General features: G+C 69.8%; 13 protein-coding genes. 8 read left to right on the top strand and 5 right to left on the bottom strand.

Translation table 11 applies throughout. The features are described from left to right. Positions 1–134: 134 nt before the first annotated feature. The 3 genes from ACX25U_RS14050 to ACX25U_RS14040 all read left to right on the top strand — a co-directional run bounded on the left by ACX25U_RS14050 (position 135) and on the right by ACX25U_RS14040 (position 3,106). Positions 135–929, top strand: a complete 795-nt coding sequence (locus ACX25U_RS14050) for a class II aldolase/adducin family protein (RefSeq protein ID WP_454392078.1) — start codon at positions 135–137, stop codon at positions 927–929. A 201-nt stretch (positions 930–1,130) separates the two neighbouring features. Then, the gene (locus ACX25U_RS14045; protein WP_454392076.1) at positions 1,131–2,405 is read left to right on the top strand and encodes a hypothetical protein; all 1,275 of its coding nucleotides are present in this window, start codon (positions 1,131–1,133) and stop codon (positions 2,403–2,405) included. A gap of 170 nt (positions 2,406–2,575) precedes the next feature. Continuing rightward, entirely contained in the window at positions 2,576–3,106 is a 531-nt protein-coding gene (locus ACX25U_RS14040; protein WP_454392074.1) for a DoxX family protein, read from the top strand. A 13-nt stretch (positions 3,107–3,119) separates the two neighbouring features. Here the strand turns inward: ACX25U_RS14040 and ACX25U_RS14035 are convergent, their stop codons facing one another. Continuing rightward, the gene (locus ACX25U_RS14035; protein WP_454392072.1) at positions 3,120–3,362 is read right to left on the bottom strand and encodes a hypothetical protein; all 243 of its coding nucleotides are present in this window, start codon (positions 3,360–3,362) and stop codon (positions 3,120–3,122) included. After that, positions 3,349–4,932, bottom strand: a complete 1,584-nt coding sequence (locus tag ACX25U_RS14030; protein WP_454392070.1) for a PspC domain-containing protein — start codon at positions 4,930–4,932, stop codon at positions 3,349–3,351. Before ACX25U_RS14030 ends, ACX25U_RS14035 begins: the two co-directional genes overlap by 14 nt. Before the next feature lie 199 nt (positions 4,933–5,131). Between ACX25U_RS14030 and ACX25U_RS14025 the strand changes: the two genes are divergently transcribed. From ACX25U_RS14025 to ACX25U_RS14015, 3 genes are read left to right on the top strand one after another with little or no spacing between them, the layout of a single operon-like run. Further along, the gene (locus ACX25U_RS14025; protein ID WP_454392068.1) at positions 5,132–6,421 is read left to right on the top strand and encodes an ATP-binding protein; all 1,290 of its coding nucleotides are present in this window, start codon (positions 5,132–5,134) and stop codon (positions 6,419–6,421) included. After that, on the top strand, positions 6,418–7,140 hold the full coding sequence (locus ACX25U_RS14020) for a LuxR C-terminal-related transcriptional regulator (protein ID WP_454392066.1): 723 nt from the start codon (positions 6,418–6,420) through the stop codon (positions 7,138–7,140). Before ACX25U_RS14025 ends, ACX25U_RS14020 begins: the two co-directional genes overlap by 4 nt. A gap of 38 nt (positions 7,141–7,178) precedes the next feature. After that, entirely contained in the window at positions 7,179–7,736 is a 558-nt protein-coding gene (locus ACX25U_RS14015; RefSeq protein WP_454392064.1) for an RloB family protein, read from the top strand. Positions 7,737–8,074: 338 nt separating this feature from the next. On the opposite strand, the gene ACX25U_RS14010 is transcribed toward ACX25U_RS14015, so the two are convergent. Next, positions 8,075–9,685: a hypothetical protein gene (locus tag ACX25U_RS14010; protein WP_454392062.1), complete on the bottom strand. Its 1,611-nt coding sequence runs from the start codon at positions 9,683–9,685 to the stop codon at positions 8,075–8,077. A gap of 733 nt (positions 9,686–10,418) precedes the next feature. Beyond that, positions 10,419–10,970: a hypothetical protein gene (locus tag ACX25U_RS14005; protein ID WP_454392060.1), complete on the bottom strand. Its 552-nt coding sequence runs from the start codon at positions 10,968–10,970 to the stop codon at positions 10,419–10,421. Between the two features lie 716 nt (positions 10,971–11,686). Between ACX25U_RS14005 and ACX25U_RS14000 the strand changes: the two genes are divergently transcribed. Next, positions 11,687–12,235 carry a hypothetical protein gene (locus tag ACX25U_RS14000; protein ID WP_454392058.1) on the top strand — a complete coding sequence of 183 codons (549 nt, stop codon included), beginning with the start codon at positions 11,687–11,689 and terminating at the stop codon, positions 12,233–12,235. A 16-nt stretch (positions 12,236–12,251) separates the two neighbouring features. Here ACX25U_RS14000 and ACX25U_RS13995 read toward each other — a convergent pair whose 3' ends face one another. Continuing rightward, complete coding sequence (locus ACX25U_RS13995) at positions 12,252–13,289, bottom strand: NlpC/P60 family protein (RefSeq protein WP_454394267.1); 1,038 nt, start codon at positions 13,287–13,289, stop codon at positions 12,252–12,254. Between the two features lie 379 nt (positions 13,290–13,668). On the opposite strand from ACX25U_RS13995, the gene ACX25U_RS13990 reads away from it, so the two are divergent. After that, entirely contained in the window at positions 13,669–14,022 is a 354-nt protein-coding gene (locus ACX25U_RS13990; protein ID WP_454392057.1) for a hypothetical protein, read from the top strand. Position 14,023 lies beyond the last annotated feature (1 nt).

Here is a 14,023-nt window from a genome sequence, read left to right as displayed (position 1 = left end):
TTCTGTCGGGTTCTGTCGGGATTTCGGGGCCGCGGGCCGCCGGAGCGCGGCATCTTTACGAAACAGCGCTCGTTTCCGGGCTCGACCGCCGGTAACTTCCGCCCCGTACACCGATCCCGCGCCGGAGGACCCCCATGCACGGCCCCACTCCGCCCCCGCCCCTGCCCACCGAGAAGCTGCGGTTCGCGATGCCGCCGATGCACGAGTCGGTGGAGGACGAACGCCGGCACCGCAAGGAACGGCTCGCGGGCGCGCTGCGGCTCTTCGGCCGGTACGGCTTCGAGGACGGCGTATCGGGCCACATCACCGCCCGCGACCCCGAGTTCAGCGACTGCTTCTGGGTCAACCCCTTCGGGATGCCGTTCAAGCACGTCACGGTGAGCGACCTGGTGCTCGCCAACCAGGAGGGGCAGGTGATCGAGGGCGGCTACCACGTCAACCAGGCCGCGTTCACCGTGCACGCCCAGGTCCACGCGGCCCGCCCGGACGTCGTGGCCGTCGCCCACTGTCACTCGGTGCACGGCAGGGCCCTGGCGGCCCTCGGTGACCTGCTGGACCCCATCACCCAGGAGAGCTGCGCCTTCTACGAGGACCACGCCCTCTACGACGCGTACACCGGAGTCACCGTCGACGCGGAGGAGGGCCGTCGCATCGCGGCCGCGCTGGGCTCCCGCAAGGCGCTGGTGCTGCGCAACCACGGACTGCTGACGGTCGGCGACTCGGTGGACGCGGCGGCCTGGTGGTTCCTGTCCATGGAACGCTCCTGCCAGGTGCAGCTGACCGCCCGCGCGGCGGGCCGGCCGGTCCTGATCGACCACGACCCGGCGGTGGCGTCCCGGGAGCAGCTGGGCGGGGACCTGGTCGCCTGGATCAACTACCAGCCCCTGTGGCAGGACATCAGCCGCGCCGAACCCGACCTGCTGAGCTGAGACCGTCCGGGGTGGTCGGACTCGGCCGTACGGGCATACGCGCAGCCGGGTCAACGTGGCGGCCCCGGCTTCACCCGCGCTGACCGGGCCGGACCGGACCTGACGGCCGAGGGCGGGGTGGCGTAGGGCACAATTCGCTGACGGCGTAGGGGTGTTGTCCGCAGATTCGCTGCGGGCTGACGGAGAAGGCGGGCGTCGGGCGTGGCGGTGCAGGAAGCGAGAGACGGTGCGGCGGCTGCCCATGGGGGCGGCTGCACTTGTGGGGACTGCCCGCACGGGGCGCGTGCGGGACACCGGCGGGCCGTCGCCGAATTCCTTCTCAAGCGGGACGAGTTCGCCGCCGGCCAGGGCCTGCCGGCGGCCGTGGCCCACTCGGCGTCGGCCTCCCGGCAGTGGGTGTCGGAGGAGTTGACCCAGTCGGCGGAACTCGTCGCCGAACGCGGCCGGGCCGAGGGGCAGGCCTGGCTGGCCCGGCTGTGGCGCTGGACGGCGTACGGGGTATGGGCGGTGGTCGTGCTGCTGCTTCTGGTGCAGGCGCTGACGGCGGTCGGCGCGGGCTGGAGCACCGCGCGGACGGCGGGGCTGCTCGCGGCGGTCGTGGTGGGCGGTGCGCTGATCGCCGCCTCCTGGTTCCACCGGGCGCGCGGCGGGGCGCTGGCCCCGGTCATCGGCGAGGACAACCGGCTGTCCACCTCGCGTGCGGTCGCCGCCGGGTGGGTGCTGTTCGTGGCGTACGCGGTGCTGGTCCTGGTGGGTCGGCTGGCGGCCGCCTCGGACCACGCGGAGCGCGACGCGCTGATCTCCGGGCTGGAGCTGGCCCGGGGCGCCGGTGTGGTCACCGTGCTCGCCGTGGTGTGCGGGATCGCCGTCCTGGTGCGACGGGTCGTCGGGCTGCGGGTGCAGGAGCAGCGGCTGCAGAAGGTGCGGGCGGACCGGCCGCGCGCGGCCGACCTGCTGACCGACGACGCGGGACGGGGAACGTTCGCGGACATCCAGTACGTCGTGATCAGCGCCGTGGCCCTGGTGTTCGCGGCGGTGCGGCTGGCCCGGCGCCCCGACCAGCTGCCCGACCTGCCGTGGGGACTTGCGGTGGTGGTGCTGGTGTCGGCGGCGACCTATCTGGCGGGCAAGTACGCCGAGGGCGGGCGGCCGGTCGTCCTGTCGGTGGTCCGGGCCCGGGAGGCCGGTGACCTGGACGCGCCGATCCGCACCGGCGACGACATCGAGATCCGCGGCGCGGGCTTCGTCCCGCCGGGGGCGCAGGGGGCCGACCGGCTGGCGCGGATGGTGGTCCGCATCGGCGCGGTCAACGTCCATGTGCCCCTGGTCCCGGTCACGGGCGGTTTCAGCAACCCGACGGACACGGCACTGACCGTGCCCGTCCCGGCGGAGGTGGAGCCGGGCCGGGTCGAGGTACAGGTGGTGACGGCGGCGGGCGTGGAGACGAACCGGTACGCGATCGACATCACGGAATGACGGCACCTCCACCTCCCGGCGGGTCGGGCACCTCCTGACAGACGGGCCGAAGTCACGCGGAAGCCGGAAAAACGGCTCCGTGGGGTTGAGCGGATCCTGTCTTACATACGTATTGTCTCGTAAGGGGCACACTACGTAGGCGGCACGGCGGTGAGAGGCGGCTGACAGCGATGACTCACGGTGTTCGTACGGACACGCATACTCTGTATGTCGACCGGCGCGGGACCTGGCGCGACACCGCCGCCCGCCATGCCCTTCTTCCCCTCCGCATCTTCCTGGGCATCACCTTCATCTACGCCGGCCTCGACAAGCTCACCGACAGCGGCTTCATGAAGGACGCCGGCTCCGGGGCGATCGGCGACACGATGCGCGCGGTCCGCGACTCCTCCGCCATCCCCGCCCTGGTAGACCTGGCCCTGAAGAATCCGGTCGGCTTCGGCTACGGCATCGCCTTCGCCGAACTGGCCGTCGGCCTCGGCACCCTCGTCGGCCTCCTCAGCCGTCTGGCCGCACTCGGCGGCATGCTGATCTCCCTCAGCCTGTGGCTCACGGTCAGCTGGGCCAGCACTCCCTACTACTACGGCAACGACCTCGCCTACCTGATGGCCTGGCTGCCCCTCGTCCTCGCCGGTGCCCCGATGCTCTCCCTCGACGCCGCGTTGCGAGCGCGGCGACGGCGACGGGCGGGGGAGTACGGGTAACCGGCCGAGTGGCTCAGCCGGTCCCTTCCGCCGTCCCGGTCCCGCCGACGGTCGTGCGACAGCTCCGGCGCCTGCGTATGGCCTTGGCCATGACCCCCACCGCGCCCGCCAGACACAGGCCGCCCACGACCAGGGGTATCACCACGAACCACGGGATCTTCCAGGCGCCGCCCGCGTCTCCGGCGTAGACCACGCCCGCGCCGGTGAGGAAGACGCCGGCCACCAGCCTCCCGGGCTGGAACTCATGACGCAGCACGGCTCACCTCCGCCTGTCCCAGACCGACCTGGAGCTCGAGATCCAGTGTCCCGGCGCCGCTCTTGCCGCCGGCCGCGGGTGGCAGCGTCACCTTCTGGTGCCGGCCCGGAGCCACGTCCACGTCCTGTGAGCTCTCTCCCGGCAGCTGGATGTCGCCGACCCCCACGTCGATGGTCGCCCGCACGGTCACGCCCGGTGGCACGATCACCCTCAGCCGGCCGACCCCCACCTGTGCCGTCGTTGTCACCGTCTCTCCCTTGTCGAGGCGTATCCGGGTCAGGTCGAGAGTGCCCTCCCCGGTGCCGAGGTTGTACTTGCCCTGGACGTCCGCCGTCACGGCGGGCCGCCACGTCCGGTGGGCCCAGTGCGTACTGATGTCCTTCGGAAGCGCCGCGGAGACGGCGAGCAGGGCCGCGGTGACCAGTGCCAGCAGTACCGAACCGGCGCCCGTCCGTCCCAGGAAGGCGCTCACCGCGATGCCCAGGCCGAATACGGCGAGCGCGCAGGCCAGGCCGGCCTGCAGGCTGGTGCCCAGCGCGTGGTCGTGCCAGGTCAGTCCGGTGCCGAGGCCGCCGGCGAGCAGAGCCAGCAGGAAGACCCAGCCGCCGATCCCGCGGGGGCCGCGCGGGCGGAGCGGCTTGGCGTACGCCGGGCGTATGTCCTCGCTCTCGCGGAGGCCGAGGCTGACGTTGACGGCCGCGGCGACGTCCCGGTCCCGCGAGTCCCGGGGGCCCCACAGATAGCCCGTGCCGCCGACGTGGGTGCCGTCCTTGACGATCGGGTAGCGCCACCAGGAGGGGTGGGCGGCGGGCACCGGCGGCGCCTGCGCCTCCGGCGGGGCGTCGGCGACGGCCTGGGCGGCCAGCGGGTCGGGGTCGGGGGCGCCGCGGTGCTGCGACCAGTAACCGGCCCCCGCGAGGAGCAGGGACAGTACGACGCCGAAGGTCAGCACACTGGCGTTGCTCAGCATCGACAGGAACATCCCGCAGCCGACCAGCGCGAATATCACGGCCGCCAGTGCCTGGCCGTCCACCCGGCCGGTGAGGAGCTTGCGCACCTCGTTCTCATCCTCGTCCTCGTACGGCACGAAGAGCCAGGCGAAGCCGTAGAAGAGGAGGCCGATCCCGCCGGTGGCGGCGAGCACGGACAGTGTGATCCGGAAGATCACCGGGTCCATGTCGCACTGTCGGCCCAGCCCGGCACACACCCCCGCGATCATCCGGTGCCGCCGCTCCCGCCGAAACCTCGCGGCACCCTCGGCGCCCTCCGGGCCGGCCTCGGCTCCCGGCTCCGCCCCGGCCCGGGCGTCCGGGTCCGGCCGCGGCTCGGTGGGTGTGCCCGGCTGTTTTGCCGCCCCCGTGGTGCCCGTCACGTCTTCCTCCCCGGTCGGGTGGGCCTCGCCGGCCGTGCCCGGCCGTTCGTCCGCTTGTCGCGCGCTCATCCGCTCGTGCGCACGCGGCTCCTCACCCGCACTCGCGCCGGGCACGGCGTCTCGCGGCCCGGCGCCCGGGGCCGGGCGGGGGCCGGAGCCGGGGTCCGAGCCCGTCGCGGCATGCTGGTGATTCGTCATGCGTCCATGGTGACGGGCGCGCCGCCGCCGCGGCAGCCGGGGCGACCCTGGCCGAACCCTGATTCGCCCCTGAGCCGCGGCCGGGGATGCGTTCGACCGGCCCGCCGGGCCGCGACCGCGGGGCGTCGTCGAAGATCAGGGGTGTCTCGGGGGCGGACCCTGATGCCCCGGTCCCGCCGGCCGTGTGACCATCAGTGGCATGCCGGAAGCCGCAGCAGTGCCTCTCGACGACCCGCGGCCGCCGCGCAAGCTCTACCGCAGCAGCGACGGCCGCTGGCTGGGCGGAGTGGCGCGGGGCCTCGCCGGGCACCTCGGGCTGCCCGTGGTCTGGGTGCGGCTCGTCTTCGTCGGCCTGTTCATGGCCGACGGACTCGGCGCCCTGCTCTACGCGGCCTTCTGGTTCTTCGTGCCCCTGGGCGTGGGCGGCGTCGGCGGCCAGAAGCCGCCGTCCCTCGTCGCCACGGAGACCTCGCCGGACGGCCACCGCAGAATCGTGGCCCGCAAGCCGGACAAGGGCCAGATCGTCGCCCTGCTCCTCATGGTCGTCGTCGCGATGGCCTTCGTCGGCAGCGTCAATCTGGGCAACGGCGCCAAGGCGTACCTGCTGCCGGCCGTCCTCGTCGCCGCGGGCGTCGCCCTGGTCTGGCGCCAGGCGGACAACGCCCGCCGGGCCCGCTGGGTGGAGGTGGGGCGCCGTCGCCGCACGCTCACGCTGCTGCGCGCCGGTGCGGGTGTCCTGCTGGTCACGGCCGGTGTCTCCGCCATCTTCGTGCTGCAGGGGTCCGCCGCCCACCTCGGCTCGGTCCTCCAGGCGGCCCTCGCGGTCCTCGTCGGCATAACCCTGCTCGCCGGGCCGTACCTCGTGCGCATGACCCAGGATCTCTCGGAGGAGCGGTTGATGCGCATCCGCGCCCAGGAGCGCGCCGAGGTCGCCGCCCATGTCCACGACTCGGTGCTGCACACCCTCACCCTGATCCAGCGCAACGCGGACAACGCGGGCGAGGTCCGCCGCCTCGCCCGGGCCCAGGAGCGCGACCTGCGCGCCTGGCTCTACAAGCCGGAGGGCAACGGTAAGGACGAGGCCGACGAACCGGACACCCTCGCCGAAGCGGTCAAGCGCAACGCCGCCGAGGTCGAGGACAAGCACGGCGTCCCCATAGAGGTGGTAGTGGTCGGTGACTGCCCGCTCGACGACCGGATCGGTGCCCAGATGCAGGCCGCGAGGGAAGCCATGGTGAACGCCGCCAAGTACGGTGGCGAGGGCGGCGCCGTCCAGGTCTACGCCGAGGTCGAGGGCAGGACGGTCTTCGTGTCCGTCCGGGACCGCGGACCCGGCTTCGACCTCGACGCGATACCCGCGGACCGGATGGGTGTCAGAGAATCGATCATCGGCCGTATGGAGCGCAACGGGGGGACGGCCCGGCTGCGGAACGTGCCGGACGGCGGCACGGAGGTCGAGCTGGAGATGGAGAGGGCGGAGAACACATGACGAGCGACCCGACCGAGGCGAACGGTACGGCCGGAGCGGAGACGACGGGGGCGGGCGGGCGGCACGCGCGCGTGGTCCTCGTCGACGACCACCGCATGTTCCGCACCGGGGTCCAGGCCGAGATCGGCCGGACCGAGCAGACCGGTGTGGAGGTCGTCGGAGAGGCCGCGGACGTCGACCAGGCGGTCACGGTCATCACCGCGACCCGCCCCGAGGTGGTCCTGCTCGATGTCCACCTGCCCGGCGGCGGCGGGGTGGAGGTGCTGCGGCGCTGCGCGGCGCTGTCGGCCGACACCGAGCGGCCCGTGCGCTTCCTCGCGCTGTCCGTGTCGGACGCGGCGGAGGACGTGATCGGCGTGATCCGTGGCGGAGCGCGCGGCTATGTGACCAAGACGATCACGGGCGCGGACCTCATCGACTCGATCTTCCGGGTCCAGGAGGGCGACGCCGTCTTCTCCCCGCGTCTGGCCGGCTTCGTCCTCGACGCCTTCGCCTCGACCGACGCCCCGCCGGTCGACGAGGACCTCGACCGTCTCACCCAGCGTGAACGCGAGGTCCTGCGTCTCATCGCCCGCGGTTACGCCTACAAGGAGATCGCCAAGCAGCTCTTCATCTCCGTGAAGACGGTGGAGTCCCACGTCTCGGCGGTCCTGAGAAAGCTCCAGCTGTCCAACCGCCACGAGCTGACCCGCTGGGCGACGGCACGCCGGCTGGTGTGATCGTCCGGTAGGCATGCTTACGATCACACCGTTACGCTGTGCCCGACGGGAGGAGGGCTGCATGCTGCTGTCTCGGGGAAGTCCAACGTCATCACCGCGTTGAAGAAGATGAGGAGCGCGGTCCTCGGCTCCTACGGGTTGTGGACTTCCTACACCGGTGTCCCGGAACGCGAGCCCTTCGCCCTCGACTCCGAGTCGGCGGCAGAGAGCACCTTTTACGAGGCGGACTTCGTCCTCGACGACGGAGTGCGCTGGACCCTACGGGTTCGATCACCAAGCGGCACGAGGTCCGTCGCGCCGCCAAGAAGGCCGGGATCGAGCCGGATGACTGGAACTGGCCGCAGGTGTGGTGTCTGTTCGACCGGGACCAGCATGAGGACATTCCCACGGCGTTCGCCAAGGCCAGGCGGGAGAATCTGCACGTCGCCCACTCTCACCCGTGCTTCGAGCTCGGGCGTCTGCTGCACTACCAGAACTACACCAGCACCTTCGTCGGAGTGTGCGAACAGCGCGGCGAGCCCTGGCTGAAGCATCAGCCAGAGTTCGCTCAGACTTACGGTCCCGCGATTCAAGTAAACGGGCTTCTCGGAGAGTGAGCAGAGGGCCTGTAACTTGAAGGATGAGGACATCTCTCGCAAGTTTTCCAACAGGATTGGATACGGTGGACGTTATTGTGGGTGAACTGCCGAATAGATCAGCGACTGAACCGCGCTGGTGAATCGAGATCAGCGCTTAGAGAAGCGGGTTCCACGAATTAGGAGGACGCCGAGGACGCACAGTGCGATGGCAATCAGCGCTGTTCCGGACGATCCGTCCGACTGAGACGTGCCGAATCCGTAGATGATCGTCAGAAATGAACCGAACAAGAATAGTCCTCCGAGGAACCGTTCCCAGGTCCGAGGTGTCACTGCTCTGTTCCTTTCGTCATACACAGTCATTCGCCCACCCCATTGAGCTTGTCCCTCAGGCTTCTTGAGCATGGTGCGACTGCCATTTCTTCTGTACGTAGTGCAGCATAGACGCCCAGGCCCAGCCCGTCACCGGGATCACTGTCCTCGGCGAATGCCGTAAGGGTGACCGGATCCACCGGACTTACGGAACCATTCTTCGCGCACGTCAGCTCAAGGGCTCCCCACGCGGCCACGGCCTGTGCCGTCGGGCTAGCTGCCTTCGGAGTCACCGACAACAGCTTCAGGAAGTCCGCTGCAATGGAAGCGGTCTGCTGCTGGAAGGTGCCGCATTCCGTCGTGGAACTCCACAGTAGGGTGAGCCACGTCCTCACCGCGTCGCTGTCGGAAGCGAACTGTTCAACGACCTGTGTCAGTGCCATCTGGAGCTGGGGTGTCTCTTGGTCGACGACCGCGCAGGACTGATCCGTCCGTAGGAGGGCGAATGTCGCGGCGGCCGTGACAGTGAGCCGGTCGAGCGGATTCTTCACCCCCGTCAGGAAAGCCCCCACATTACGGCGCACATCCTCGGAACTCAGAGGTTCCCCAGTGCGGAGTGACGCGTCCAGATAGAAGTGCACATGATCACGTGCCGAGCTGTTCGTCGCCGGTTTCCGCGGACGGGCGCCGAGGCCGACAGGCGTCCCGGTCAACTGGGACGAAGCGACAGCCGCGAGGTAGCCGTCGATCGCGGAGTTCTCCTCTGGTTGATCCGGGATGCGGCCCCGCAGCAGTGCAATGTCGGCCATGGCCTGTGCCGTCGAGGGCGAGAGGCGGGCGCCGGACGGTTGGCCGGACCAACCTGACAGAGTCGCGGACGCCAAAGAGAGCTCGGTGAGTGGTGCCGGCATGCCCCGGTAGTAGGACCCGTCACTCGCGAGCAGGTCCATCAACACTCCCTGGGCCCGCTCCTTCACTGCCTTGATGTCCTTGGCGTCCTGCCGCTCGTCTCCCTGGCCCGCGTCGGCCACCTGCGCCAGCAAGATCGCTTCCGGGGCAGACCAGCTGTCACTGCTGTTCGCGAGTCCGCGAATTTTTGTACGGGCAGCCCGCTCAAGCTCGGGGAGAGCGGCGCATCTGTAGCCTAAGGCGGTCAGTTCGCGCACGGCGACATAATTCGGCAACACGTCGTCGGGTGCGGCGGTCTGGCATGCTCGTGGACGCGATGTCAGGTGACTCGTTACGGCCTGTCTGGCCTGATTTCCGACCTGTTGCCACTGGCCGGTGGGCGTACCGAATCGGTTCAGCTGTTCACTGAGCGCGGCCACACTCGCCACGTCCGGGAGTGGTGGTGCGCCACGGAGGAGTTCGCTGGTCACATTGGTCACGGCACGATGGACGCGAGACGGCTTGAGATGATCGGGGAACGCCTGGAGCCCGATGCGCAGCTGCTGAAGCTGCAGTGCGGGCTCGTTCCCGGGCTCGGCGGCAATGTGTTGCGACCACCAGTCGGCAAGCTGTGCAGCATCGGCCTCCCTTACCGGGTGGCCGGTGTTCCGGAGCACAGCTACGGAGGCTGCGGTCCGAGCAGGATCCACGCCCGTGAGCTGGACCGTCGAGAGGCTGGCGGCGAGAGTCGCAGCCAGCCGCTCCTCCACTGCCGTCGGTCCCTGTACATGAGGTCTGATGTGAATGCCGTGCGTCCCCTGTGGGCTTCCCTGGCAGCCGACGAGCCCCGTCAACCCGACGATGAGAGCAATTACGCGAAGACGGTGCGGGGAAGCGAAGGACCACACCCGAGTGCCTACAGTCTGAAACCGCAAAGGTCAGCCTCCGTTGTGATGGGGTGTCAGCTTTGTTGACGGCTACTTCGCGCTGTGGTCCGCCCGAGACATGGACAGGTCGTTGCGTCGAGTTGGGCTGACTTCCATGGCTTTGGGGTCGGCGGCGGAGCCCGCTTGGATTCTTCGGCTCCCGGTGAGCGAAGGGTGGCGGATCGTGCCCCGCTTCGTGGTGTAAGCGACCCTGCTCGACGCGTTCCGGTAAGCCGCACGTCGGCCGCCCCATGGGAGGCGGCTCCCGCATCGCGCGCGGTTGTCCTGCCGACAGCGCCATCTGGCGGCCCCTGAACCGCGTCGATGCGGCGGTGACCTGCGCATTCCGAGTACTTGATCGGCTACACCACCTGGCGGGACGCGATCGGGTGGCGCGGCGCACGTTCACAGACCTGGCAGCGAGTCATGCGGTTCGTGGTCGAAGCGCGCTACCAGAGGAAGCGCGCTTCGACCTATCGGGATGGCACTGAGCCGAGGGAACTCGCTGCCTTTCCCCTCGTACAGCAACTACCTGGAGCAGTCTCACCCAGGCGCATAGCGGGATGAAACCATGAAATCAGACGGACCCGCCTACAGGGCTGGATCGCTTGTAGGCATTCACGTCGTAGTAAGTATTGCCGTACTTCATGCTGGCCGTTGCGGTGTGAGAAACCCAGATCCAGCGACCGTATACGTTGCCCCGACCGACGACCTTTCCGTGGTTAGCGGTCACGGGGGAGTTCTTGCTGCCCTGGTAAACGCCGGTGCCGCAATCCGATTCACCGCCTATGCTACCGGGTGACAGGCCACCGCCAGTGACATTCACGCCACCGATGCCGTACTTGTTGAAGCAGATTCCGTCACTGAGCTTGATGCTGTAGCTCGCCACCGGCCCGGCTGCCTTCGTGGACCAGGAGGCGGATGCCTTGGATGAGTCGAGAGTCCAAGTCGCCTGGCCCGCACCTCGCCAAGTGTCGGTGAAGGAGACCTTTAGGGTGCCGATGCTCACACCGCGGGTGCCCGACCCGCTGTGGCTGTACGCAGCGGCGGGCAGCGCGCCGACGGCCATCAACGCGGAGCTCAGTGCCCCGATCACGGCAGCGCGTGCGACGGCCTGACGTCCACTCATTCTCATAATTTTTCTCCCCTTTTTCGGCCCAATCTTTACCTGCGGCTCCTGAACGTCAGTGCGTGTCAGTTCGCGCAAAGATGGGCACGGTAGAGCAGCCCGGAAATGCAGGAGAGTTCTTTGTCCCCGCCGGCTTCTCCGCCGTTTGATGACGCCCGTCTTCACCCCTCCGTGGTCAATGGAGGTACAACAGGCGGCTCCTGGTTGTAGATCTTGTTTGCTCGGGGCGACCTGCGCAATGAATCTGAGGAAAATTTGAGACAGGCCGGTGTCCGGTGGTCGTGGCCTGCCGATCCTGCCATTCTGACGGCCCGTAGGTTGTGGGTTGTGTCGCAGCGACCGTCGTGCGAGGGTCTTGCCTCGCTGTTCGCTGTGCAGACCCGCGTGATCGGTGAACTGCGGGAGGAGAACGCCAAGCCGCGTTGCCGGCTCGTGGAGTTGGAGCGATCGTGTCCCGCCAGGTGGTTCTGCACCGCGCCCGTGGCCTCGCCGCCACCAGCGACGGCGGGACCCGTTGGGTGTTCCGTACGTTCTGGTCCAGCGCCCCACGCGACGACGCCTGGTGGGCCTGTTTCCCGGATGGCGATGAAGCTGCCACTGCCGCCGCGTGCGCTTATGAAGTCGTTCCGAGCCCGAGCCCGAGTTCTACCCACCGCCCGGCCGCGCCATCGGCATCCGCTGACCGGACGACCGTCCCCACACCCGCACCCGAACCGGTGCCCGCCTCCACGGACACGCACCGCGCCACCGCCTACCACGTTCTCGCCCGGCTCGGCCGCGTCGAGCCCCGTCTCGCCCTGTCCGACGCCGACTGCAACGCCCTCGCCGACCTGGTCGTCCCCTGGCTGGAGCGGGACGCGACCTCCGTCTCCGTCATGCGGGCCCTGACCTCCGGCCTGCCCGAAGTCGTCCACGCCCCGCACGGGTTCGTGGCCCGGCGGCTGCGGGACAAGCTGCCCCCGCCGCCCGTGCCCGTATCGACGCCCACGCCCGAGTCCGCACCGCACCCCGATATCCCCGCGCCTCGCCCCGGCCGTCTCATGCCGGAGTGCGCGGAGTGCGGTGTGCCGGGGCGTTCCGCCGCCTTCGTCGGGGGCTTGTGCCGGGGCTGCCGTACCGCTGCGGACACTCCGTCCGCCCGGCAGGACATCCCTTCGATCACCGCTCCCGCCGCACTCCGCCAGGACGCCGTTGCCCAGGTCCGCGCGGCCCTGGCCGCGCGTGACGAGCTGACCCGCTGGGCGACGGCACGCCGGTTGGTGTGAGCAGGCCACCCGCTGCTCACACCAACCGCGTCGCCCCCGCGAACGGCATCTCGTCGATGGGAGCCAGGCGGACCGGGGCCGAGGGGTTCGGGGCGTGGATCATTTGGCCGTTGCCCACGTAGAGACCGACGTGGCTGATTCCGGAGTAGAAGAACACCAGGTCGCCGGGGCGCAGTTCGGAGCGTGGGACGCGGCGGCCCGCGTTGATCTGGGCGTAGGTGGTGCGGGGGAGTGAGATGCCGGCGGAGCGGTAGGCCGCCTGGACCAGGCCCGAGCAGTCGAAGGCGTCGGGCCCGGTCGCGCCCCACACATAGGGGCTGCCGAGCTTGTCGTAGGCGTAGGCGACGGCCGCCGCCGCCCGGGAGCCGGTGGTGCCGAGTGCGGCCCGGGCGTCGGCGCGGGTGGTGTGTCCCGTGTTCCCGTTCTCGCCGATCGCCGCGCGCTGTCGCGGTGACAGGCGGGACAGCAGCCGCCGGGCCTCGTCCAGTTTGGCGGTGACCGTCTTCTTCTGCCGGCGCAGTTCCGCCTGCCGTGACCTGAACGAGGTCAGCTCCACGTGCGCGTCCCCGCGCAGCTGGTCGATCTCCCTCAGCTGCCTGCGTACGTCGGCCACGGCGGCCGTCTGCCGGGCGCCCGCCCGCTCGGCGAACGCGGCTCCCTCCAGGTAGTGCCGCGGGTCGTCGGACAGCATCAGCCGCACCACGGGATCGATCCCGCCGTCCCGGTACTGCGCCGCGGCGATCGAACCCAGCGCGTCCCGCGCGGAGTTGAGCTTCGCCTGCCTGCGGGCGGCCTCGTCGCCCAGCGTCCTCAGCCGCTTCTCGGCCGCGTCCGCCTTCTCCTGGGCGGCGTCGTACTTCTCGGTGGCGGTCTCCGCCTCCTGGTACAGCTTGTCCACCTTGGCCTTGACCTGCTCCGGCGTGAGCTGCGGCGCGGCCTGCCCGGTGCCGTCGAAGCCGGCCGCCGTCGCGGCGCCCGCGAGGGCGATCGTGGCGGCCGTCCGGACCGTGCTGCCGCCGAGCGAATGCCGACTGGGTCTGCGGTGCGCTGCCACGTGGAGCGTCACGTCCCTTCGTCCGGCCCCGCGGGGGCGGGTGCGCGTCCGGCGACGGCCCACACAGGGGGAGCGGGCCGCCGCCGGACCTTCTCGGAGGTGGTGTCCGGCTGCCGTCCCCGGTCCGGGCGGCGGTGGGAAGCCGGTCACCTGGGGGAGGACGCTAAACCGCTCCGTGACGACCCGGTGACGTCATGTACGGAAGTGGTGTGAGGGAGGCGCCGGGTGACCGTATGCGACCGGGGCCCGGCCACAAGCACGCCGCCTTCACGCAGCGCGATGACCGATGTGGGGTTTCGGGGGCAGGCGGGCCGCGCGAGGTGCTACAGGGACGGGCCGGTGTCCGGGGCGTACGGGCCGCTGGTTAGGCTCCGGCCTCATGGACGTACTCATCCATCTCTTCGTCGGTCTGCACATCGTCGGCATCGCCGCGCTGCTCGGCGGTTTCCTCACCCAGATGAAGGCGATGGGCCAGGGCACGGCCCGGTTCGTGCCCGCCATGCTGCACGGCGCGCTGACCATGCTGGTCACCGGCGTCGTCCTGGTCGGGCTCAACGAGGCCGGCGACCACCACGTGAACAACATCAAGATCGGCGTGAAGCTGGCGCTGCTGATCGTGATTCTCGCCCTGGTCTACGTCAAGCGGGACGAGGAGAAGGTGGACAAGGGCATGTTCGGCCTGGTGGGCCTGCTGACCACGGCGAACATCTTCATCGCCGTGCTGTGGACGTGAC

Source organism: Streptomyces sp. JNUCC 63 (genome assembly GCF_054366325.1).
Note: the sequence above shows the minus strand (reverse complement) of the source record. Positions and strands in the feature narration are given on the sequence as shown.